General features: G+C 63.5%; 23 protein-coding genes. 14 read left to right on the forward strand and 9 right to left on the reverse strand.

All coding sequences use genetic code 11. From position 1 onward, the window contains the following. From B2V21_RS15570 to B2V21_RS15585, 4 genes are all read left to right on the forward strand, one after another. On the forward strand, window positions 1–156 hold a 156-nt coding region (locus B2V21_RS15570), incomplete at its 5' end, for a dTDP-4-dehydrorhamnose 3,5-epimerase family protein (RefSeq protein ID WP_286917343.1). Window positions 157–248: 92 nt separating this feature from the next. Continuing rightward, window positions 249–2,063, forward strand: a complete 1,815-nt coding sequence (locus B2V21_RS15575; RefSeq protein ID WP_049861436.1) for a sensor histidine kinase — start codon at window positions 249–251, stop codon at window positions 2,061–2,063. Beyond that, window positions 2,060–3,442, forward strand: coding sequence for a sigma-54-dependent transcriptional regulator (locus B2V21_RS15580; RefSeq protein WP_049861437.1), 1,383 nt, complete (start codon window positions 2,060–2,062; stop codon window positions 3,440–3,442). Before B2V21_RS15575 ends, B2V21_RS15580 begins: the two co-directional genes overlap by 4 nt. Beyond that, window positions 3,435–3,902, forward strand: a complete 468-nt coding sequence (locus B2V21_RS15585; protein WP_286917329.1) for a thioesterase domain-containing protein — start codon at window positions 3,435–3,437, stop codon at window positions 3,900–3,902. Before B2V21_RS15580 ends, B2V21_RS15585 begins: the two co-directional genes overlap by 8 nt. On the opposite strand, the gene cysQ is transcribed toward B2V21_RS15585, so the two are convergent. Both cysQ and nudE read right to left on the reverse strand, forming a co-directional pair. Then, window positions 3,853–4,710: a 3'(2'),5'-bisphosphate nucleotidase CysQ gene (gene cysQ, locus B2V21_RS15590; RefSeq protein ID WP_286917330.1), complete on the reverse strand. Its 858-nt coding sequence runs from the start codon at window positions 4,708–4,710 to the stop codon at window positions 3,853–3,855. The genes B2V21_RS15585 and cysQ overlap by 50 nt on opposite strands. Further along, window positions 4,707–5,273 (reverse strand): ADP compounds hydrolase NudE, encoded by a 567-nt coding sequence (gene nudE / locus B2V21_RS15595; protein ID WP_049860229.1) that lies wholly within the window; start codon window positions 5,271–5,273, stop codon window positions 4,707–4,709. Before nudE ends, cysQ begins: the two co-directional genes overlap by 4 nt. Before the next feature lie 91 nt (window positions 5,274–5,364). Here nudE and yrfG point away from each other — a divergent pair, with 91 nt between their 5' ends. The 5 genes from yrfG to B2V21_RS15620 all read left to right on the forward strand — a co-directional run bounded on the left by yrfG (window position 5,365) and on the right by B2V21_RS15620 (window position 11,095). Further along, window positions 5,365–6,027 carry a GMP/IMP nucleotidase gene (gene yrfG / locus B2V21_RS15600; RefSeq protein WP_282348660.1) on the forward strand — a complete coding sequence of 221 codons (663 nt, stop codon included), beginning with the start codon at window positions 5,365–5,367 and terminating at the stop codon, window positions 6,025–6,027. 72 nt (window positions 6,028–6,099) lie between these two features. Further along, a complete protein-coding gene (locus B2V21_RS15605) occupies window positions 6,100–6,975 on the forward strand; it encodes a LysR family transcriptional regulator (RefSeq protein WP_049860231.1) in 876 nt (291 codons plus the stop codon). A gap of 94 nt (window positions 6,976–7,069) precedes the next feature. Then, a complete protein-coding gene (gene fdhD, locus B2V21_RS15610) occupies window positions 7,070–7,921 on the forward strand; it encodes a formate dehydrogenase accessory sulfurtransferase FdhD (protein ID WP_286917331.1) in 852 nt (283 codons plus the stop codon). Next, a complete protein-coding gene (locus B2V21_RS15615; RefSeq protein ID WP_049860233.1) occupies window positions 7,918–10,254 on the forward strand; it encodes an FdhF/YdeP family oxidoreductase in 2,337 nt (778 codons plus the stop codon). Before fdhD ends, B2V21_RS15615 begins: the two co-directional genes overlap by 4 nt. A gap of 367 nt (window positions 10,255–10,621) precedes the next feature. Next, a complete protein-coding gene (locus tag B2V21_RS15620; RefSeq protein ID WP_056844696.1) occupies window positions 10,622–11,095 on the forward strand; it encodes a glycine zipper 2TM domain-containing protein in 474 nt (157 codons plus the stop codon). A gap of 145 nt (window positions 11,096–11,240) precedes the next feature. Here the strand turns inward: B2V21_RS15620 and B2V21_RS15625 are convergent, their stop codons facing one another. The 4 genes from B2V21_RS15625 to hslO all read right to left on the reverse strand — a co-directional run bounded on the left by B2V21_RS15625 (window position 11,241) and on the right by hslO (window position 14,542). Further along, complete coding sequence (locus B2V21_RS15625; RefSeq protein WP_286917332.1) at window positions 11,241–11,525, reverse strand: type II toxin-antitoxin system RelE/ParE family toxin; 285 nt, start codon at window positions 11,523–11,525, stop codon at window positions 11,241–11,243. After that, window positions 11,515–11,754: a CopG family ribbon-helix-helix protein gene (locus B2V21_RS15630; RefSeq protein WP_056844698.1), complete on the reverse strand. Its 240-nt coding sequence runs from the start codon at window positions 11,752–11,754 to the stop codon at window positions 11,515–11,517. The genes B2V21_RS15625 and B2V21_RS15630 overlap by 11 nt, the downstream gene beginning before the upstream one ends. A gap of 164 nt (window positions 11,755–11,918) precedes the next feature. Beyond that, the gene (locus B2V21_RS15635) at window positions 11,919–13,460 is read right to left on the reverse strand and encodes a phosphoenolpyruvate carboxykinase (protein WP_286917333.1); all 1,542 of its coding nucleotides are present in this window, start codon (window positions 13,458–13,460) and stop codon (window positions 11,919–11,921) included. A gap of 179 nt (window positions 13,461–13,639) precedes the next feature. Continuing rightward, window positions 13,640–14,542, reverse strand: coding sequence for an Hsp33 family molecular chaperone HslO (hslO, locus tag B2V21_RS15640; RefSeq protein ID WP_049860237.1), 903 nt, complete (start codon window positions 14,540–14,542; stop codon window positions 13,640–13,642). 106 nt (window positions 14,543–14,648) lie between these two features. On the opposite strand from hslO, the gene B2V21_RS15645 reads away from it, so the two are divergent. After that, entirely contained in the window at window positions 14,649–15,446 is a 798-nt protein-coding gene (locus tag B2V21_RS15645) for a phosphatase PAP2 family protein (protein ID WP_286917334.1), read from the forward strand. Between the two features lie 41 nt (window positions 15,447–15,487). Here the strand turns inward: B2V21_RS15645 and B2V21_RS15650 are convergent, their stop codons facing one another. Continuing rightward, a complete protein-coding gene (locus B2V21_RS15650; protein ID WP_049860239.1) occupies window positions 15,488–15,892 on the reverse strand; it encodes an RNA-binding S4 domain-containing protein in 405 nt (134 codons plus the stop codon). 221 nt (window positions 15,893–16,113) lie between these two features. Here B2V21_RS15650 and B2V21_RS15655 point away from each other — a divergent pair, with 221 nt between their 5' ends. Together B2V21_RS15655 and rimK are read left to right on the forward strand one after the other, a co-directional pair. Then, complete coding sequence (locus tag B2V21_RS15655; RefSeq protein ID WP_177327959.1) at window positions 16,114–16,563, forward strand: ATP-dependent zinc protease; 450 nt, start codon at window positions 16,114–16,116, stop codon at window positions 16,561–16,563. Continuing rightward, complete coding sequence (gene rimK, locus B2V21_RS15660) at window positions 16,560–17,465, forward strand: 30S ribosomal protein S6--L-glutamate ligase (RefSeq protein WP_049860240.1); 906 nt, start codon at window positions 16,560–16,562, stop codon at window positions 17,463–17,465. Before B2V21_RS15655 ends, rimK begins: the two co-directional genes overlap by 4 nt. A 3-nt stretch (window positions 17,466–17,468) precedes the next feature. Here the strand turns inward: rimK and B2V21_RS15665 are convergent, their stop codons facing one another. Together B2V21_RS15665 and ompR are read right to left on the reverse strand one after the other, a co-directional pair. Beyond that, entirely contained in the window at window positions 17,469–18,782 is a 1,314-nt protein-coding gene (locus B2V21_RS15665; protein ID WP_049860241.1) for an ATP-binding protein, read from the reverse strand. 114 nt (window positions 18,783–18,896) lie between these two features. Continuing rightward, window positions 18,897–19,637 (reverse strand): two-component system response regulator OmpR, encoded by a 741-nt coding sequence (gene ompR, locus B2V21_RS15670; protein ID WP_043192310.1) that lies wholly within the window; start codon window positions 19,635–19,637, stop codon window positions 18,897–18,899. Between the two features lie 273 nt (window positions 19,638–19,910). Between ompR and B2V21_RS15675 the strand changes: the two genes are divergently transcribed. Together B2V21_RS15675 and B2V21_RS15680 are read left to right on the forward strand one after the other, a co-directional pair. Next, window positions 19,911–22,229, forward strand: a complete 2,319-nt coding sequence (locus tag B2V21_RS15675) for a Tex family protein (protein WP_286917335.1) — start codon at window positions 19,911–19,913, stop codon at window positions 22,227–22,229. After that, window positions 22,229–22,612, forward strand: a complete 384-nt coding sequence (locus tag B2V21_RS15680) for a PaaI family thioesterase (RefSeq protein ID WP_049860243.1) — start codon at window positions 22,229–22,231, stop codon at window positions 22,610–22,612. Before B2V21_RS15675 ends, B2V21_RS15680 begins: the two co-directional genes overlap by 1 nt. Window positions 22,613–22,644 lie beyond the last annotated feature (32 nt).

Below are 22,644 nucleotides of genomic sequence, written 5' to 3' on the forward strand. Positions count from 1 at the left end.
TACAAGACCACCGACTACTACGATCCGTCTTCGGAACGCAGCATCGCGTGGGATGACGAGCAATTGGCAATCGATTGGCAGCTGGATACAGCGCCATCGCTGTCGGCCAAGGACCTGGCCGGCAAGCGCCTGGAAGAGGCCGACGTGTTTCCGTGATCGGCCTGTGGCAACGTCGCGATGCATGTCACCCGTGCTTCGCGGCAGCTGCCTGACGCATAATACGCCGGTCCATCCCGGCGTGTTGTCCTATGACCTCCAGATCTTCCTCCACTCGCAGACCCCGCTGGCGCAGCCTGGCGATCCTCGCTTTGTGCCTGGCGCCGCTGTTGTGGCCCCTGGAACACCTGGCCGAGCGCTATTACAAAAGCGAGCTGGTCAGCCAGAACCGGCAGACGCTGGACCTCTACGTCGCCAACCTGCTGGGCACCCTGCACCGCTACGAAACCCTGCCGCAAATCCTCGGTGACCTGCCCGCGCTGCGTGCGCTGCTGGCTGCACCTCGCGACCCTCAAGCAACGCTAGACGCCAACCATCTGCTCAAGGACATCCGCGAACAGACCGGGGCGGAAGTCATGTACCTGCTGGACGCCGATGGTAATACGTTGGCTGCCTCCAACTGGGAGCAGCGCGACAGTTTCGTCGGTCGCAACTTCGCCTTTCGCCCCTATTACAGCGATGCCGTCGCCGGACGCCTGGGGCGCTTCTTCGGGCTTGGCACCACGTCGGCAAAACGCGGCTACTTCTTCGCCGCCGCCGTACACGACCAGGACAAGGTCATCGGCGTACTGGTGGTGAAGGTCGACCTCGACCACACCGAAACCCTATGGGGCAAGACGCCCGAACAGCTCCTGCTCACCGACCACAACGGCGTGGTCATCCTCACTTCGCGCCCCGAATGGCGCTTCCGGGCCACACGCCCGCTCAGCGATGGCGAGCGTCAGGCCATCGTCTCGATCCTGCCCTACCCCACCCGCGACCCGCAACCGTTGAACCTGGAAGCCGACGCCTGGCTCACCCAGACGCGAACCATCGCCGAAACCGGCTGGAACGTCAGCATCCTCGCCCCCAAGACCTTGCTCGATCGCCCGGTGCGCACCGTCGTAGCGGTGGGCGGAGCCCTGCTCCTGGCATTGATGCTGCTGCTGGGTCTGATGATGCAGCGTCGCCGCCACTACCTCGAGCGCATCGAATTCGAAGGCCGCACCCGGCATGAGTTGGAAACGCGGGTGGTGGAACGCACCAGTGCGCTGGAAGGGCTCAACAGCAAGCTGCGCCAGGAAGTGCTCGAACGCGAGCAGGCCCAGCAGGAGCTGGTGCGTGCTCAGGACGAACTGGTGCAGGCCGGCAAGCTGTCGGCGCTGGGCACCATGTCGGCCAGCATCAGCCATGAGCTCAATCAGCCCCTGGCGGCCATTCGCAGCTACGCCGAGAACACCGAAGTGCTGCTCGACCACGAGCGCATCGAGGATGCGCGGGGCAACCTCAAGTTGATCAGCGAACTGACCGGCCGCATGGCTTCGATCATCGCGCACCTGCGTGCCTTCGCCCGTCGCGACCGCCACGCCCTGGAAAGCGTCGCCCTGCAGCCGGCCCTCGACGATGCCCTGGCACTGCTCGCCAAGCGCCGCCGGGCCATGGCCGTCGAGCTGATCCGCGACCTGCCCGATGCGCCGCTCTGGGTCCAGGCCGGCGAAACCCGGCTGCGTCAGGTGCTGGGCAACCTGCTGGCCAATGCCCTCGATGCCCTGACCGAAAAAGCCACGCCACGATGCCTCTGGCTCAGCGCCGAACAGACCGCCGACGGCGTGGAGCTGCGCATCCGCGACAACGGCCCCGGCTTTACCAGCGAAGCCATGGCCCGGGCACGCGAGCCGTTCTTCACCACCAAGACACGCACACAAGGGCTTGGCCTGGGCCTGGCGATCTGCGATACGCTGATGCGCGCACTGGGCGGCGAACTGCTGCTGTCCAACCATCCCCAAGGCGGCGCCCTGCTGATCCTGCGTTTACGCGCTGGAGAGCCGGGCGTCAGCCTGCAAGCCCCCGAGGACCCATCGGCATGACCAGCGACAGCGCCATCGACAGCAAGATCCAGGTCGTGCTGATCGACGACGATCCCCACCTGCGTCAGGCCTTGAGCCAGACCCTGGACCTGGCCGGCCTCAAGGTGCTGGCCCTGGCCGATGCCCAGGGTCTGTCCGCACGCATCGAGCGCGACTGGCCTGGCGTGGTGGTCAGCGATATCCGCATGCCGGGCATCGACGGCCTGCAATTGCTCGAACAACTGCATGCCCGCGATACCGAGCTGCCGGTCTTGCTGATCACTGGCCACGGCGACGTGCCGCTGGCCGTGCAGGCGATGCGCGCCGGGGCCTACGACTTCCTCGAAAAACCGTTCGCCAGCGACGCGCTGCTCGACAGCGTACGCCGCGGCCTGGCCGTGCGCCGCCTGGTGCTGGACAACCGCAGCCTGCGCATGGCCCTGAGCGATCGGCAGCAATTGAGTACGCGACTGGTCGGCCAGTCGGCCTCCATGGCGCGCCTGCGCGAGCAGATCGGCGCGCTGGCCGGGACCCGCGCCGACGTGCTGATCCTGGGCGAAACCGGTGCCGGCAAGGAGGTCGTGGCGCGCGCCTTGCACGACCTGTCCAGCCGGCGCAGCGGCCCTTTCGTGGCGATCAACGCCGGCGCCCTCGCCGAATCGGTGGTGGAAAGCGAGCTGTTCGGCCATGAACCCGGCGCCTTCACCGGCGCGCAGAAACGCCGGATCGGCAAGTTCGAGTTCGCCAACGGCGGCACCCTGTTCCTCGACGAAATCGAAAGCATGAGTCTGGACGTTCAGGTCAAGCTGCTGCGTCTGCTGCAGGAACGGGTGGTCGAACGCCTGGGGGGCAACCAGCAGATCCGCCTGGATATCCGGGTGATCGCCGCGACCAAGGAAGACCTGCGCCAGGCCGCCGATCAGGGACGCTTCCGCGCCGACCTGTATTACCGCCTCAATGTCGCCTCGCTGCGCATCCCGCCACTGCGCGAGCGGGGCGAAGACGTGCTGATGCTGTTCCAGTACTACGCCGATGCCGCGGCCGAACGCCACGGCGTGCTGGCCAACGAACTCTCCGCAGCGCAACGCGCGTTGTTGTTGCGACACAGCTGGCCGGGCAACGTGCGCGAACTGCAGAACGCTGCCGAGCGCTTCGCCCTTGGCCTGGAACTGGCGTTGGACAACGGCGAGCCCGGCCCGGTGGAGATGACCCGCACGGTCACGGGCGGGCTCAGCGATCAGGTCGAGCATTTCGAACGCGCCTTGATCGCGGCCGAGATGAGCCGCTCGCACACCTCCGTTCGCAGCCTGGCAGAAGCCCTCGGCATCCCCCGCAAGACCTTGCACGACAAGCTGCGCAAGCACGGCCTGAGCTTTGGTGGAGGCGAGGAACATGAGTGAAATCCAGGCCCTCGAGCGGCTGCTGCATCATGACATTCCGCTGACCGGCGACATGGGCCTGCGCGTGCGGGCCTGGGACAACCATTGCCTGCGCCTGCATGTGCCGCTGGCACCGAACGTCAACCACAAGAGCACGATGTTCGGCGGCAGCCTGTACTGTGCCGCTGTGCTGGCGGGCTGGGGTTGGCTGCACCTGCGCCTGGGCGAGGCCGGCCTGAGCGGTGGCCATATCGTCATCCAGCAGGGTCAGATCGACTATCCCCTGCCGGTGGCCGGCGACGCCTTGGCCGTGTGCGAAAACATCGACCAGGCTCTTTGGCAGCGCTTTCTCAAGACCTACCGACGCCATGGCCGGGCGCGCCTGCAACTGCAGACCCAGGTGCTGGATGGCGAGCGCTGTGCGGTAACGTTCAGCGGTCAGTACGTGGTGGTTGCCCACACCCCGCCTGCGCCAGCGTAACCAGCGACTGACGCCATGGCACATTGCTGGGCAGCGCCAGAAACGACGGATTGAGCAGTGACTCGCGGGCCGCATAGACAAACGGCTGTCCGTCGATTTGCAACACTTCGCCACCCGCGCCTTCGAGCACGCCCTGGGCCGCCGCGGTGTCCCACTGCGAGGTTGGCGCCAGGCGCGGATAGCAATCGGCGGCGCCTTCGGCCAACAGGCAGAATTTCAGCGAGCTGCCGACACTGACCAGCTCCAGTGGGCCCACCACGGTGCTCAGCCCGGCCAGCAGGTGCTCCTGTTCGGGGCTGGAATGTCGCCGACTGGCGACCACGGTAAACGCGCTGCCGGGCGCAGGCACGCTGCGCACGCCGATCGGCTGGGCCGGTTCTCCGCCCGCTGCATGCCAGGCACCCAGCCCGGCACCGCCATAGTAGGCACTGCCCGTTGTCGGCACGGTGACCACGCCGAACACCACCCGACCGTTCTCGATCAACGCGATGTTGACGGTGAATTCTTCGCTGCCGTTGATGAACTCCTTGGTGCCGTCCAGCGGATCGACCAGCCACCAGCGGGTCCAGCGTTCACGCACCGCGAGGGCGATGTCCGCATCTTCTTCGGACAGGATCGGGATATCGGGCGCCAGCGCCGTCAACCCGTCGACGATGATCTGATGCGCCGCCAGATCGGCGGCAGTCACCGGCGACTCGTCGGCCTTGGCCATGACCTGCACATCGGCCCGCCAGAACGGCAGGATTGCCGCGCCGGCCTGATGGGCCAGCGCCACGACTTCGGGCAACAGGCGTTCGACGTCGCTCACAGGCTGAACACCCCGCGCTGGATCAACAGGTCGCGCGCCAGGTACAGGGCGGCCAATGCGCGGCCTTCGGAAAACTGCGGATGCTGGGCCAGACCAGCCAGGTCGCGCAGGTTGACCCGTTCGACGCGCATCGGCTCCGGCTCGTCGCCCTCGAGCCGCTCCTCGTACAGCCCCTGCGCCAGCACGACCTGGATCTTCTGGCTCATGTACCCCGGCGACAGCGACAGTTCGGTGAGGTGCTCCAGTTCACGTGCGCCGAATCCGGCCTCCTCCTTGAGCTCGCGGTCGGCGGCCGCCAACACGTCTTCGCCCGGCTCGATCAAACCCTTGGGCAACGACAATTCATAAGCATCGGTCCCGCCACAATACTCCTCGACCAGCAGGGCATGCTCGGCATCGGCCATCGCCACGATCATCACCGCACCGTAACCATTGCCGCGGCCCACGAGACGCTCGTAGGTGCGCTCCACACCATTGGAGAAGCGCAACTGCACTTCCTCGACACGGAACAGGCGACTGCTGGCAACGATTTCGCGGGCGAGGACTTCGGGTTTCTGGCGCATCGGGCAGCTCCTGGACGTGAACGGGTTACTATACCGTGGCTTGGCCTGCGGCAGGCCACCCTTGATCCACCACTGCCCGAGAATCTTCGCTATGCCTTGCCTCGCCTGGAGCACCATCGACACCGTCCTGCTGGACATGGACGGCACCCTGCTCGACCTGCATTACGACAATCACTTCTGGCTGGAGCATCTGCCCCAACGCTATGCGCAACTGCACGGGGTCAGTCTGGCGATGGCGCAGTTGGAGCTGCAACCGTTGTTCACCGACAACGCCGGCAAGCTGAACTGGTACTGCCTGGATTTCTGGACCCGCGAGCTGAACATCCCGGTGCGCGAGCTCAAACGCGAAACCGCCGAGCTGATCGCGCTGCGGGCCGACGCCGACACGTTCCTGGCCGCCATCAAGCAGGCCGGCAAGCGCGTGATCATGATCACCAATGCTCACCGCGACTCGCTGTCGCTGAAACTGGAGCGCATCGAGCTGGCGCCCTATTTCGAGCGGATGATCAGCTCCCACGACTACGGCTACCCCAAGGAAAACGCGCAGTTCTGGGACGCCCTGCAGGCCGACATCGGCTTCGACCCGGCGCGCAGCCTGTTCATCGATGACACCCTGCCCGTGCTGCGCAGCGCCCGGGCCTACGGGATCAAGCACCTGCTGGCGGTCAGCGAGCCCGACAGCCGCAAGGGCGCCAAGGACACCGAGGAGTTCGCGGCGGTGGGTGACTACCGCGAGCTCATCGCGGGTTTGTGACCCGCCCGGCTGGCCAGGGACCTACCGCCAGCGCGTGTCGCTATACTGCGCATCGCCAACCCAGGAGCGAGCATGGACATCAAGCAACTCAAATTCCTCATCGCGTTGGATGAAACCCGGCACTTCGGCCAGGCCGCAGCGCGCTGTCATATCACCCAGCCGACCCTCTCGATGCGCCTGCGCAACCTTGAAGAAGAACTCGACTTGCCGTTGGTGAAGCGCGGCCAGCGCTTCGAAGGTTTCACCGCGCCCGGCGAGCGCGTGCTGGCCTGGGCGCGTACCGTCTTGGCCGCCTACGATGGCCTGCAGGCCGAAGCGGCGGCCTGTCGCGGCCACCTGGTCGGGACGCTGCGTCTGGGGGTGGTGCCACTGTCCAGTTTCGACCCGGTGCCGCTGCTGCACACCCTGCACGGCGAGCACCCCAACCTGCGCTTCGAACTCAGCTCGCTGAGCTCCGAGCAGATCCTCGAACAGCTGGCGAGCAACCGCATCGACCTGGGCGTCTCGTTTCTGGAGCGGCTGGACCAGGAGCGCTTCGAATCGCGCGCACTGGGCGAAACGCGCATGGGCCTGCTGTTCGATCAACGTCACTACGATTTCGGCGAGCAGGCCCTGAGTTGGGAAGCCCTGACCGAACTGCCCCTGGGCATGCTCACCACCGGCATGCATTTTCGCCAGTCCATCGATCACAACTTCCACTCGCGCGGGCTCGCACCGCAACCGCTGCTGCAGACCGATGCCGTCCATCAATTGATCCAGGCCGTTCACGGTGGGCTGTGCTGCGCGATCATGCCCTTGGCAGGCGGGCTCGAAGGCTTGACCGAGCACCTGCGCCTGCAACCCATCGCCGAGGCCCACACGCTGGCGCCTCTGGGCTTGATCATGCGCCGCGCGGCGCCCCGTTCGGCACTGGCCGAAGCCTGCTTCAAGCTCTACGACGCGCCATGATCAATGCGGTCTATCGTCGCATCGGTAATAGCAATTAGACGCTAGGCAATCCTGCGCCTAGGCTAAAGGCTGAATTCATTGCCGGTCCATTCCCATGAACGCCAAGCACCCGGCCAGCGCGGTGCCCGTTTCTACCTCGGCTGCCCCTCTCGCCAGTCCCACCGCCAGTCAGACCTACAGTTACTGCAGCTTGAGCCTGGACGAACCGGGCAGCACGCCACTGGCCGAAGAAGTGGCGCTGGCGATCGCTTACAACGGCATCAGCCAGGCCGTCATGCTGGTCACCCCCACCGACCTCGAAGACTTCGTCACCGGTTTCAGCATCGGCAGCGGTATCGTGGCTGGCGCCGATGAAATCTACGACATCAAGCTCAGCGGTGCAGGCTCGGCACGTCACGCCGAGGTGCAGATCGCCAATCGTGCCTTCTGGAATCTCAAGACCCAGCGTCGGCAATTGGCCGGCAGCAGCGGCTGCGGGCTGTGTGGCGTAGAAGCCGTCGAACAGGCATTGCCGGACCTGGCGGTATTACCCGGCGCGGCCCTGCCGCCAACGCAATGGCTCGAAGGCCTGCGCCAGCGCATCGGTGCCTTCCAGCCACTGGGCCAGCGCAGCGGCGCGGTCCACGCGGCGCTGTTCATGGACGCTACCGGCACCCTGCTGCTGGGCCGCGAAGACATTGGCCGCCACAACGCGCTCGACAAAGTGATCGGCGCCCTGGTGCGGCAGAACATCGACAGCACCGGCGGGCTGGCCATCGTCACCAGTCGCTGCAGTCTGGAACTCATTCAAAAAGTATTGCGCGCCGGCATCCAGACCCTGGTCAGCCTGTCGTCGCCGACCGGCCTGGCCCTGCAATGGGCACGCCGGCACAACCTGAACCTCATCCACCTGCCGCAGCACAGCGCGCCGCGGGTCTATAGCCCTGCGTTGGAGAATCAAGCGTGAGCATTCACAATCAAGCCGACAAGACTCCTGTACCCCGCTACAAGCCCTACAAAGGCGCAGCCGGCGGCTGGGGCGCACTGATCAGCGTGACGCAGTTCTGGCTGAGCAGCGACAACGCCCTGAAGAACATCCGCACCATGCTCAAGACCAACCAGAACGGCGGTTTCGATTGCCCGGGCTGTGCCTGGGGCGACTCGCCGGAAAGCGGCATGGTGAAATTCTGCGAAAACGGCGCCAAGGCCGTGAACTGGGAGGCGACCAAGCGCCGCGTCGACCCGGCCTTCTTCGCCAAGCACAGCGTTACCTCTTTGTTGGAGCAGAGCGACTACTGGCTCGAATACCAAGGCCGCCTGACCGAGCCGATGGTCTATGACGCCGCCAGCGATCGCTACGTCCCGATCGCCTGGGACGACGCCTACGCGCTGGTCGCCAAGCACCTGCTCAATCTGGAAAGCCCTGACCAGGCCGAGTTCTATACCTCTGGCAGGGCCAGCAACGAAGCGGCGTATCTGTACCAGCTGTTCGTGCGCGCCTACGGCACCAACAACTTCCCCGACTGCTCGAACATGTGCCACGAGGCCAGCGGCGTGGCCTTGTCGCAGAGCGTCGGAGTGGGCAAGGGTACGGTGACGTTCGACGACTTCGAGCATGCCGATGCCATCTTCGTCTGGGGCCAGAACCCCGGCACCAACCACCCGCGCATGCTCGAACCGCTGCGTGAAGCGGTCCAGCGCGGCGCGCAGGTGGTTTGCATCAACCCGCTCAAGGAGCGTGGTCTGGAACGCTTCCAGCACCCACAGCACCCGATCGAGATGCTCACCAACGGTGACCGTCCGACCAACACCGCCTACTTCCGTCCGGCCCTGGGCGGCGACATGGCGATGATGCGTGGCATGGCCAAGTTCCTGCTGCAATGGGAGCGCGAAGCTCAGGCCAACAATGCACCGTCGGTGTTCGACCACGACTTCCTCAACGAGCACACCGCCACCGTGCTCGAATACCTGGCAGCGATCGATGAGACGTCGTGGGAGCACATCGTCGAGCAGTCCGGCCTGCCGCTGGCCGATATCGAGCTTGCCGCGCGCATGTACCTCAAGGGCAAGAACGTCATCATGTGCTGGGCCATGGGTATCACCCAGCACCGCCACTCGGTGCCGACCATCCAGGAAATCGCCAACCTGATGCTGTTGCGCGGCAACATCGGTCGTCCAGGCGCAGGTCTTTGCCCGGTTCGAGGCCACAGCAACGTGCAAGGCGACCGCACCATGGGCATCAACGAGCGGCCACCGGCCTTTCTGCTCGATGCCCTGGAGAAGCGCTTCGGTTTCAATGTGCCGCGCACCAACGGCCACAACGTGGTCGAAGCCATCCACGCCATGGCCGAAGGCCGAGCCAAGGTGTTCATCGCGCTGGGCGGCAACTTCGCCCAGGCCACGCCGGACAGCACCCGCACCGCACAGGCGCTGCGCAACTGCGATCTCACCGTGCAGATCAGCACCAAGCTCAACCGCAGTCACCTGATGCATGGCAAGCAGGCACTGATCCTGCCATGCCTGGGCCGTACCGACATCGACCAGCAGAGCGAGGGCCCGCAAGCGGTCACCGTGGAAGATTCGTTCAGCATGGTGCACGCATCCAATGGCCAGCTGCAGCCGCTGTCCAAGCAGATGCGCTCCGAGCCTGCGATCATTGCCGGCATCGCCGCCGCCACGCTCGGTGCGCAGCCGGTGGACTGGAACTGGCTGATCGCGGACTACGACCGCATCCGCGACCTGATCGCCGACACCCTGCCCGGCTTCAAGGACTTCAACGAACGCCTCAAGCATCCAGGTGGGTTCTATCTGGGCAACAGCGCTGGCGCACGTCGCTGGAACACGCCTACCGGGCGCGCCAACTTCAAGCCCAACCGCCTGCCGCTGGACCTGATCGACGAGCGAGTACGCGCCACTGGCCAGGTGCCGGATCTGATCATGCAGTCGATGCGCTCTCACGATCAGTACAACACCACCATCTACGGCCTGGACGACCGCTACCGCGGCGTACGTGGCCAGCGTGACGTGTTGTTCGCCAATGAGGCGGACATCATTCGCCTGGGCTTCCGCCCGGGCCAGAAAGCCGATCTGGTATCACTCTGGGAAGACGGCCGCGAGCGCCGCGTGAAGGGCTTCACGCTGCTGGCGTTCGACATTCCGGCCGGTCAGGCAGCGGCGTACTACCCCGAGGTCAACCCGCTGGTACCGCTGGAAAGCGTCGGCGACGGCAGCAGCACGCCAACTTCGAAGTTCGTCGCCATTCGCCTGGAGCAACCCGCCCCAAGCGCCCGCATCGCCTGAGGCCCCACGCAAACCCTTGTCGCGGCTCGTGCCGCGACAAGCCCTCACGCCAATCCAGCATACCCAGCACCCAAGGATGCGCGCCAATCAAGGGTGAACGCCCCCAAGGTGCACGCCACCCCTGTAGCAGCGGCGCAAGCCGCGTAGCTTTTGATCTTGATCTTGATCTTGATCTTGCTCTTAACCTTCAACGCCAGCAAAAGACGCCACTCCGGAAGTACGTGCGACCACCCTCCCCGCTCAAAGTTTCCCCATGAAACTTCAGAATCTCAGAACTGCGCACCCATCGTGCTTTCCATCACATCGCGCTTGTCGGACGACCGATCGCATAGCAAAGTCGCGCCGTCATCCCTCTGAGATCTGATCGATGAAATTTCCCTCGATACTTTTGTTGACCCTCGGCCTGGTGACAGGCGCTGCCTCTGCTGGCAGCAACACCGAAGCCGGTGTAGGGGGCGCATTGGGTGGGGTACTGGGCGCGGTGGTCGGCCAGCAACTGGGCGGCAGCACCGGCTCGACCATTGGCGCAGGCCTGGGTGGTGCGGCAGGTAGCGCAGTCGGCGCCGACAAGCGCAGCCGTGGCCAGGCCGCCATCGGTGGCGCCCTGGGTGCTGCAGGCGGCAACGTGGTGGGCCGCAACGTAGGCGGCAGCACAGGCGGCCTGATCGGCGCCGCCACCGGCGGTGGTGCCGGCGGCGCGCTGGGCAACTACATGGGCACCTCGTCCGACCGCGACGATCGTGACGATCGCCGCTATCGCGGCCACGACAACCGAGGCAAATGGAAACACCGCGACCGCGGCCGCCATGTCGGCCACAACAAGCACTGGCGCGATCGCTGAGTCACGATCATGGTAGAGAGCTTCTCTACGCAAGCGGGCAGATGGTATGGCCACTGCCTGCGACACCTCTCCCGCTTTCCTTGTCTTCAAATGCCTGCACAGTCGCTTTTAGGACTAGCCTTGCCTATGTGCAGCAATCAAGTTTCTACCAATCGCTTGGCAGCGCCCGCCGTGTATGGAAGATATGGAGGATGATCAATCGATCAGCTTCGATTCGATAGGGAATCACGTATGGCCAGTCGGGCATTATCCACTCACGTGTTCCCTCCACGCGGCCCTTGCGACCCAGCGCCGGGTACCTGGATAGGCGATCCACGCCTTCGCGCACCGCTGATACGAATTGACTCGCCGCCAATTCATTGTCCTTGGCTATGAAACTGGCTTCGTGATCGAGGTGTTTGAGGGCTTTGGTCAGCCACTCAATTCGCACCCTTACCCCACTTTTCCCACAGGGCGTTTACCTCTTCGGCACTGGCGGTGTTGCCTGCTTCCAATTCCCGAAGGCTGTCCTTGATCTCTTCTATCTGCCAACTCTCGCGCTGCAGGTATTCGCGCATGGCCTCAAGCACTAAAAAAGATTCGCTATGGCCCGTATCACGCGCGAGGCGCGACAAAGACTCTGCCATATCGTCAGGTATGGGAAATGACATAGGCGACATGCTTGCCTCCATTTGGTCAGTCGACGTCAGCAAGGATACACCGCGTTTTTGCTAGATGGATGGGTATCTTGTCGCCAACGATGTCGTGTTGATCTTGTGAAAATCGAAGACCAAGAAACGAAAAAACCGCCCACAAAGGGGCGGTTTCTTTCGCAAGCTGCTACTTACAACTGCGGACCGGCAGCCTTGATCGAGTCGCTCACGTCGAACTTCTTGAAGTTCTCGATGAACAGCGAAGCCAGGCCTTTGGCGGCTTCGTCGTAGGCGGCTGGGTCAGCCCAGGTGTTGCGTGGGTTGAGCAGATTGGTGTCGACGCCTGGGACAACCTTTGGCACGTCCAGGTTGACGATGTCCAAGTGCTCGGTCTCGGTGCCGATCAGGGCGCCGCTCTGGATCGCTGCGATCACGCCACGGGTGGTAGGGATGTTGAAGCGCTTGCCAACGCCGTAGCCGCCGCCGGTCCAGCCGGTGTTGACCAGGTAGACCTTGGAGCCGAAGCCACGAATACGCTTGATCAGCAGCTCGGCGTACTCGCCAGCCGGACGCGGGAAGAACGGTGCGCCGAAGCAGGTCGAGAAGGTCGACTTGATGCCGCTGCCCGAACCCATCTCGGTCGAACCAACCAGCGCGGTGTAGCCCGACAGGAAGTGATAGGCCGCCTGCTCTTCGCTGAGGATGGACACGGGCGGCAGTACGCCGGTCAGGTCGCAGGTCAGGAAGATCACGGCATTGGGCTCGCCACCCAGGTTCTTCGGCGCGCGCTTTTCGATCAGCTCACGCGGGTACGCGGCACGGCTGTTCTGGGTCAGGCTGTCATCGGCGTAGTCGGCCTTCTTGTCGGCATCGAGCACGACGTTCTCCAGCACGGCACCGTGCTGAATGGCTTTCCAGATGACCGGCTCGTTCTTCTCGGACAGGTCGATGCACTTGGCGTAGCAGCCGCCTTCGATGTTGAACACCACGCCCACACCCCAGCCGTGCTCGTCGTCACCGATCAGGTAACGGCTTTCGTCGGCCGACAGGGTGGTCTTGCCGGTGCCCGACAGGCCGAAGAACAGGGTGACGTCGCCGTCTTCGCCCATGTTGGCGGCGCAGTGCATCGGCAGCACGTCGGCGGCCGGCAGCAGGAAGTTCTGCACCGAGAACATCGCCTTCTTCATTTCGCCGGCATAGCGCATGCCCGCGATCAGCACCTTGCGGGCCGCGAAGTTGATGATCACGGTACCGTCGGAGTTGGTGCCATCGCGCTCGGGCACGCACTGGAACTCAGGCGCGTTGAGCACCTGCCATTCATCCTTGCCACCGGCGTTGTACTGCTCCGGGTTGATGAACAGGCAACGCCCGAACAGGTTGTGCCAGGCCGTCTGGGTGGTCATCTTGACCGGCAGGTAGTGCGCCGGATCGGAGCCTACATGCACATGGGAAACGAACCGCTCGCGCTCGCCCAGATAGGCTTCGACGCGATCCCACAGGGCATCGAACTTGTCGGCAGGGAATTTGCGGTTGATCGGGCCCCAGGCAATGGCGTCCTGGGTAGTGGGCTCTTCGACGATGAAACGGTCGACTGGCGAACGACCGGTACGATGACCGGTACGCACCACCAGAGCCCCGGTATCGGCAAGCTCGCCTTCACCACGGTTCAGGGCTTCTTTAACCAGATCGTCTACAGTCAGATCGGCGTACACGGCGTTCTTGGCTTGCGTCATGAGGTTCCCCGTCGGCTCTGGGCCGAGTGCTCCAAACGTTTTGTAGTAAGTTTACAACAACCACTACAGCTAAAAAGTGGGCCGGATTATGCCAGAAACGCCCGAAAAGAATAGCGTCCTCCTGTCGGTAACGGCGTTATTCCGGCGTCCGTTTGTTAATTTAGCGAGACTAAATCGCTTCAGTGACGGGTATCTGACGGAGCGTCCACACCGGCACCACTGAAGAGCTGATCGACGTCGGTGGCGTCAAACAAGTAGCGCTGGTTGCAGAACTGGCAGTCGATTTCCACCGTACCGCCATGCTCCTTGAGCAATTCGCGTGCATCGTCGTGCCCAAGACTGACGAGCGCTCGTGCCGAACGCTCCCTGGAACAGCTGCAGCGAAACCGAATCGGCTGGGTATCGAAAAGCCGCAATGCCTGCTCGTGGTACAGGCGGTACAACACGGTTTCGTTATCCAGGCCCAACAGTTCTTCGGCCTTGAGGGTATCGGCCAGGGTGATGGCGGTCTTCCAGCTCTCGGCGCGGTCGTCCTCGTCCTTGATCACAGCGGCAGGCAATTGCTGCAACAACAGGCCACGGGCACGCTGACCATCGGCCTTGAGCCAGAAGCGCGTACCGAGCTGTTCGGAGAGGGCGAAGTAATTGGAGAAACTTGCCGACAGGTCGGCACCTTCAAGATCCACGATGCCTTGGTAGCGCTGACCTTCGGTAGGGTCGATGGTCATCGCCAGGGTACCGGCGGGCATCAGTTCGGGCAGGCCATCGGTATCGTTGATCTGCTCGGCGTGGAAACGCGCCAGGCCGCGGATATCACGCTCGCTGGAGCATTCGATCATCAGCAACGGCACAGGGCCCTCGGAGCGAGCCTGCAGAATCAGCAAGCCATCGAACTTGAGAGTCCCTACCAGCAGGGCCGCGGCAGCCATGAATTCGCCCAGCAGCAACTGGACTGGCAGCGGGTAATCGTGCTTGGCCAGGACCTCGGCGTAGCTGCGTTCCAATGCTACCGCCTCACCGCGTACATCGGCGTCGTCGAAAATAAAGCGTTGGGTGAAATCGGCTTCAGGAAGATCGTGCATAAGTCCAGTATCTGAGAAAGGTGACAAAATGTGTAGCGGCTTTTATAAAGCCCGCTTCAGAGCGTTCGTTTGATCGCTCACTGCCCTGTGGATGTAGAGGTATCTTATGAACAAAGCCCCACTGTTCCAAGCCAGGTGGAACGTTAGCGGCTTGCTGCTGTGCAATTCAATCCCGATCGTGCTCTTGTGCTTCTGGTTATGGCCTATTGGCCATCATTTGTGTACAGCATTCGACGAATGGCTGTTCCGCCTGCTCAACACGCCCCTGGCCAGCAATGCCGCGTGGCGTTACGTGTGGACCCTGGGCAGCTTGCGACCCTTCGACATCGTGGTCGGTGTGATCATGCTGGCGCTGCTGATCCGCGGCAATTGGGTGTTCAAGGCCGGACAGGTTCGCCAGGCCTTTTTCGGCTTCATGGCCGTGCTGTTGCTCTTAGTGGTGGTGCGCGCGCTGTTTTCCAAGTGGATACACGCAATGGGCTGGGACCACGACAGTCCGAGCATGGTCCTGACCGATCCGGTACTGCTCAGCGACTGGTACCCGAACCTGGAACGCCACTGGGAACTCAAGGACCGCTCCAGCCAGAGCTTTCCGGGCGATCATGCTTCGGTGCTGCTGATCTGGGCGCTGTTCATGAGCGTCTGTACCCGTCGAATCGGCCAGTGGCTGTGGATCTGGGCCTTGGCCCTGGTGTTCATGCTGCCGCGCCTGGTTGCCGGGGCCCACTGGGGGCAGGATGACTACATCGGCGGCGTGCTGATGGCCGTCTGGGCGCTCGGCTGGGGCTACTACACGCCCTTCGCAGCCCATACTTCGCAGTGGCTGGTACGGGTCACCGAGCCATTGTTCAGGCTGCTGGCGAAGCTGCCAATCATCGGCCGGTCGAGTATCGTCGCAGGGTGACACGGTGTCTGTCCCGGCCTCTTCGCGGGCACTGCGCCCCATCAATCCCCTGAACGAAAACTGAACAACTGCCGACGCTGCTTCTTCGAAGGCTTGCCGTCGGTGGTCACGCCCAGCGCGCCGGCCTTGCGCATGGCCGCAGCGGCTTCGCGCCTGGCCTGGCTCTGCTCGGTTTCGCGGTAGAGCGTCTGCGCTTCGGGCGCACCACGGCGCACGATGGACAGCGCCTCGATGATCACACTGCGCTCATCGAAACCGGTGCGTATCTGCAACTCATCGCCCACGTGCGGCTCCTTGCCCGGCTTGCAGCGCTCGCCGCGGTAATGCACCTTGCCGCTCTCGATGGCTTCCTTGGCCAGGGCACGGGTCTTGTAGAAGCGCGCAGCCCACAGCCATTTGTCCAGACGGACCTTGTCCTCTTCTTCCTGCTTTTGCTTCTGTGCCACAGGCTCACCTCACGAAATGCCGTCATCGAACTGTACTACCGTGCCTGTCGGATGCAAGCGACGGTCTTTGCGATTACAGTGCACGCACGCTTGCCAAGCGGCGTCGGGCTGGGTTGAATTGATCCGGGCCGCGCCGGTCTGAAGCTTGCGTATACGGGTCCACCCCTACCTCTTGCGGTTTGCCGAATTTGAAAACATTTGATCACCTGACCGTCATCGGTCTGCGCGAGTGGGTGGCGCTGCCCGACCTGGGTGTCGCCGGCCTGCGCGCCAAGATCGACACCGGCGCCAGCACCTCCAGCCTGCACGCCACGGACATCGAACCGTTTACCCGTGCCGGTGAGAAGTGGGTGCGTTTCACCGCCCACCTGGGCACCGTGGTGCAACTGCGCCACAGACGCTGTGAAGCACCGCTGGTGGCCATGAAGACCATCAAGAGCTCCAATGGCCATGCGCAGACGCGCTACGTGATCAAGACCACCCTGGCCCTGGGCGACCGGGTCTGGACGGTCGAATTCACCCTGGCCTGCCGTAAATCCATGCGTTACCGCCTGCTGCTGGGTTCCAAGGCGCTGGTCCATGGCCAACTGGTCGTGAACCCTGGCGTCACCTACGTTCAAGACAAGCCGGTGTTCCCGGCCTCTACTACCTCTGCCACAGGTGTTGCATGAAGATCGCTGTGCTGTCGCGCAATCCGCGTCTGTATTCCACTCGTCGTCTGATCGAAGCCGGCACTGCCCGTGGCCATGAAATGGTCGTGATCGACACACTGCGCGCGTACATGAACATCGCCAGCCACAAGCCGCAGATCCACTACCGGGGCAAGCCGCTGCAGGGCTTCGATGCGGTCATTCCGCGCATCGGTGCGTCGGTCACCTTCTATGGCTGTGCGGTGCTGCGTCAGTTCGAAATGATGGACGTCTTTCCGCTGAACGAATCGGTGGCCATCGCCCGCTCGCGCGACAAGCTGCGCTCGCTGCAACTGCTGTCGCGGCGCGGCATCGGCCTGCCTGTCACCGGCTTCGCCCACTCGCCGGACGACATCCCCGACCTGATCAGCATGGTCAATGGCGCCCCGCTGGTGATCAAGGTGCTCGAAGGCACACAGGGCATCGGCGTGGTGCTGTGTGAAACCGCCACCGCCGCCGAGTCGGTGATCGAGGCGTTCATGGGCCTCAAGCAGAACATCATGGTTCAGGAGTACATCAAGGAAGCCGGCGGCGCCGACATTCGCTGCTTCGTGGTGGGCGACAAGGTGATAGCGGCCATGAAACGCCAGGCCAAACCCGGTGAGTTTCGCTCCAACCTGCATCGTGGCGGCAGCGCCAGCCTGATCAAGATCACCCCGGAAGAGCGCATGACCGCGATCCGCGCAGCCAAGGTGATGGGGCTCAGCGTCGCCGGCGTGGACATCCTGCGCTCCAACCATGGCCCCTTGGTGATGGAGGTCAATTCATCGCCTGGCCTGGAAGGCATCGAGGTGACTACCGGCAAGGACGTGGCCGGGATGATCATCGAGCACATCGAAAAGAACAGAGGCCCGAACATGACCCGCACCAAGGGCAAGGGCTAGTTCCTAGACGGCATCCCTGGGCAGCATCAAGCCCAGTGGCAGCCGCACCCGCGCCTCCAGCCCGCCCGTCGAGCGATTGCGCAGTTCCACGTTGCCGCCATGCATGGCGGCAATGCGCTTGACGATCGCCAGACCCAACCCGGTGCCCTTGCCACTGCGCGCGCGATCGCCGCGGATGAACGGGTCGAAGATGCCAACCAGTTCCCCCGGATCGATACCGGCGCCACGGTCCAGCACGCTGAGCACCACATAGGGCGCGTTGTCGTCGCCTGAAACGTTGACCGCCACCTCCACACCGCTGCCGGCATGGTAGAGCGCGTTGCCGATCAGGTTATTCAACAGCCGCTTCATCGACACCCGGCGCAGCGGGAACGGTGGGATCGGTTCCAGGCGAAGCAATACCTGCTCCTGCGCCTGGTTGTAGGGCGCAACGACTTCCTGCACCAGATTCCCCAGATCGACGACCTCGACTTTTTCGTCGCGTCCGTCGCGAATGAAGGCCAGGAACTGATCGAGGATCGCGTCCATGTCCTCGATGTCGCGGACCATGTCAGGGGTGAATTCGTTGTCCGAGGTCATCAGTTCCAGCGACAGCCGCAGCCGGGTCAGCGGCGTGCGCAGGTCGTGGGAGACGCCGGCAAGCATCAGCTCGCGCTCGCGACCGGCCTGTTCGACGTCTTCGGCCATCTGGTTGAACGCCCGGTACACCTCGGTCATCTCACTGGGCGTATCGCTCACCGGCAGGCGCACGCTGCGGCCCTGCCCCAGCTGACGGGCAGCGAACACCAGACGCTTGAGCGGCTGGTTGAGCTGACGCACGAAGATCCAGGCCGAAGCGGTCGACAACAGGCCGATCGCCAGAAACCAGCCCAGCACGCTCCAGATCTTCTGCCCGCGCAATGGGTGCGGGTACAAAGGCACCTTCAACCAGCCAGCGCCCAGGCTCGGCGCACGCACCCACAGGGCGGGCGGCGCATGGACGCGCAAGCGCACTTCGGTGTCCTCGCCCAGCTCGGCCTGCATCTGGCGTTGGTAGATTTCACTGTACGGCCAATGCTGTTCGCCTTCTGGCACACCGCCGCCGACCACGCGAATCAAGCCTGCGGCGTCAGCGATCTGGTCGCGGTTGTTCTCGTCCGCCGCCCAGTAGGCACGCAGGGTCAGCGCCACACCGTGACTGTACTGGCGGTCGACCAGCACGTCTTCGTTCATCAACAGGTAGACCAGGGTCAGAGCCTTGGAAAACAGGACGACGACCAGCACCAGCCAGAGGGTTCGGGCGAAGAAACTTTGGGGAAACCAGACAGGGGTCTTCATTGCGCGGCGGTCACATACGTTGCAGGAGCGAGCAGGCTCGCAGACATTCTGAATGACGAATATCCCGAATCAACATGTGATTCAGGATATCGACCCTACAAAAACCCCTGAAGTCTACCGGGCGGCGTTGCCATCGGGTACGAATACGTAACCCACGCCCCAGACCGTTTGAATGTAGCGCGGCTTGGACGGATCGGGTTCGATCATGCGGCGCAGGCGCGAGATCTGCACGTCGATGGAGCGCTCCAGAGCGTCCCATTCACGTCCACGGGCCAGGTTCATCAGCTTGTCGCGGGTCAGTGGCTGGCGAGCGTTCATCACCAGGGCCTTGAGCACGGCGAACTCACCCGTGGTGAGCATGTGCACTTCGTCGCCGCGCTTGAGCTCGCGGGTGGCCAGAGAGAGCTCGTAGTCGCCGAAGGACACCGATTCGTCCTCGCTGCCCGGAGCGCCCGGCACAGGCGCCGACTGACGACGCAACACGGCCTTGACGCGGGCCATCAGCTCGTCGGGGTTGAAGGGCTTGGCCAGGTAGTCGTCCGCGCCCAGCTCCAGGCCCTTGATGCGGCTGAGTTCGTCACCCTTGGCGGTCAACATGATGATCGGGACCTGATTGTTGCCGGCACGCATGCGGCGGCAGGCGGACAAGCCGTCTTCGCCGGGCAGCATCAGGTCCAGCACCACCAGATGGAACACTTCGCGAGCCAGCAGGCGATCCATTTGCTCGACGTTGGGCACGGCGCGCGCACGGTAGCCTTTGCTGGTGAAGAATCGCTCCAGCAAGCTGCTCAATCCCGGATCGTCGTCAACGATGAGGATCTTTTCACCTTCGGCTGCTTGTGCGGTACTGCTCATGGGTTGCTCCTCTGATCTCGGCGCGCATTATGGCGTAGCTGCCGACGCTCGTGCCGTGTGCATTGTTAGCAGATTTTTCTTTGGCCGCCAGCCACATTCCTTGATCGTCAAGGCTTGGGGTTCGCGCCGAGACGATATCGCTGGGTATACTGCGCGGCTCGTCAGCGGCAACGTTCGCATGAAAGCGTCCGCTGCCACGGTGCCCGAAACGTGCCCATACACCAGGCATATGGGGGACTGCACCTTGTACCTATCATTTTTCAGGTGGTTATCATGATCAGCATAAACAGCCGCATCGCCGAGGAACTCGGCGTCCGCCCTCAACAGGTCGAAGCGGCCGTCGCACTGCTGGATGAAGGTTCGACCGTGCCTTTCATCGCTCGTTACCGCAAGGAGGTGACCGGCAGCCTGGACGACACCCAGCTGCGTCACCTCGAAGAGCGCCTGCGCTACCTGCGCGAACTCGACGAGCGCCGCGCCAGTATCCTGGCCAGCATCGAGGAACAGGGCAAGCTGACGCCCGAGCTGACCCGCGAGATCCAGCAGGCCGATACCAAGACACGCCTGGAAGACCTCTACCTGCCCTACAAGCAGAAGCGCCGCACCAAGGGCCAGATCGCCCTGGAAGCCGGCCTTGGCGAGCTGGCCGACGGCCTGTTCGCCGATCCGACGCTGAACCCGGAAATCGAAGCAGCCCGCTTCGTCGACGGCGATAAAGGTGTGCTCGACGTCAAGGCAGCACTGGAAGGCGCCAAGTACATCCTGATGGAGCGCTTCGCCGAAGACGCCACACTGCTGGCCAAGCTGCGCGGCTTCCTCAAGCAGGAAGCGGTACTCAGCGCCCGAGTGCTGGCAGGCAAGGAAGAAGAAGGCGCCAAGTTCCGCGACTACTTCGAGCACGACGAGCCACTCAAGAGCATGCCCTCGCACCGCGCCCTGGCCATTTTCCGCGGGCGCAACGAAGGCATTCTCGGCTCTTCGCTGAAAGTGGGCGAAGAACTTCCGGGCACCCTACACCCGTGCGAGATGATGATCGGCGAGCACTTCGGCGTGAAAAATCAGCAGCGCGCCGCCGACAAGTGGCTCGGTGAGGTGGTGCGCTGGACGTGGAAGGTCAAGCTCTATACGCACCTGGAAACCGACCTGCTGAGCGAGCTGCGCGAGAACGCTGAAAGCGAAGCCATCAACGTTTTCGCGCACAACCTGCATGACCTGCTGCTGGCCGCCCCGGCGGGCCCGCGCGCCACTCTCGGTCTGGACCCTGGCCTGCGGACCGGCTGCAAGGTGGCGGTGGTGGATGCGACCGGCAAGTTGCTCGATCACGCCACGGTGTACCCGCACGTGCCTCACAACAAATGGGACCAGACCCTGGCCACGCTGGCTGCACTGTGCGCCAAGCATGCCGTGGACCTGATCGCCATTGGCAATGGCACTGCCAGCCGCGAGACCGACAAGCTGGCCGCCGAGCTGATCAAGAAATACCCCGGCCTGAAAATGACCAAGGTCATGGTTTCCGAAGCCGGTGCCTCGGTGTATTCGGCCTCGGAGCTGGCGGCGCGTGAGTTTCCCGACCTGGACGTATCGATCCGCGGTGCGGTGTCCATCGCTCGGCGCCTGCAGGATCCACTGGCCGAACTGGTCAAGATCGATCCGAAATCCATCGGTGTGGGTCAGTACCAGCACGACGTCTCGCAGCTCAAGCTGGCACGCGGCCTGGATGCCGTGGTGGAAGACTGCGTGAACGCCGTGGGCGTGGACGTCAACACCGCCTCCGTGGCCCTGTTGGCGCGTATTTCCGGGCTCAATGCCACGCTGGCGCAGAACATCGTCGCCCACCGCGATGAGCACGGTGCGTTCCGGACCCGCGCAGCACTGAAGAAAGTCTCGCGCCTGGGCGAAAAAACCTTCGAACAGGCGGCCGGCTTCCTGCGCGTCATGAACGGCGACAATCCGCTGGACGCCTCGGCCGTGCACCCCGAAGCCTATGTGCTGGTGCAGCGCATCGCCGCCGGTACCGATCGGGATATCCGTTCGCTGATCGGCGACAGCGGTTTCCTCAAGCGCCTGGACCCGAAAAAATTCACCGATGAAACCTTCGGCCTGCCGACCGTGACCGACATCCTGCAGGAGCTGGACAAGCCGGGCCGCGACCCGCGTCCGGAGTTCAAGACCGCCGAGTTCCAGGACGGTGTGGAAGAGCTCAAGGACCTGCAACTGGGCATGGTGCTCGAAGGCGTGGTGACCAACGTCACCAACTTCGGCGCCTTCGTCGATATCGGCGTACACCAGGACGGTCTGGTGCACATCTCGGCGCTGTCGGAAAAATTCATCAAGGATCCGCGTGAAGCGGTGAAGGCCGGCGACGTGGTCAAGGTCAAGGTGATGGAAGTGGACATTCCGCGCAAACGCGTGGGGCTGTCGATGCGCATGGGCGACACGCCCGGCGAGAAGATCGACGGTGCACGGGGCAGTCGTCCCGGTGCCGCAGCCCGTCAGCAGGCCGCTCCGACCCGCGTCAAGGAAGCCGCCGCGCCCGCCAACGGCGCCATGGCGTCGTTGTTCGCCAATGCCAAACAGTTGAAGAAACGCTGATGCAGATCGACGACGATCTGACCCAGAGCGCCTACTTTCGCGAGCTCGGCTGCCAGGTGCGACGCCTGGATGCCGGTGTGGCGGAAGTGGCACTGCCCATGGCCGAGCACCTGCGCAACCGCGGCCAGGTGATGCACGGCGGGGCCATCTTCAGTCTGGTCGACATTGCCATGGGCCTGGCGTGCTCGACCTCCCACGGTTTCGATAATCAAAGCGTCACGCTCGAATGCAAGATCAATTACCTTCGCGCGGTGTCAGAAGGTGAGGTGATCTGCAAGGCCCAGGTATTGCACGCCGGCCGACGCACGATGGTGGTGGAGGCCGAGGTGCTTCAGGGCGAAAAACTGATGGCAAAGGCACAAGGTACTTTCGTGGTTCTCTAGCCCGAAGGGGTCGTTCTGCGGTAATTTCGGCA

It is taken from the genome of Pseudomonas sp. UBA6276 (genome assembly GCF_002438365.1).
GTDB lineage: Bacteria > Pseudomonadota > Gammaproteobacteria > Pseudomonadales > Pseudomonadaceae > Aquipseudomonas > Aquipseudomonas coleopterorum.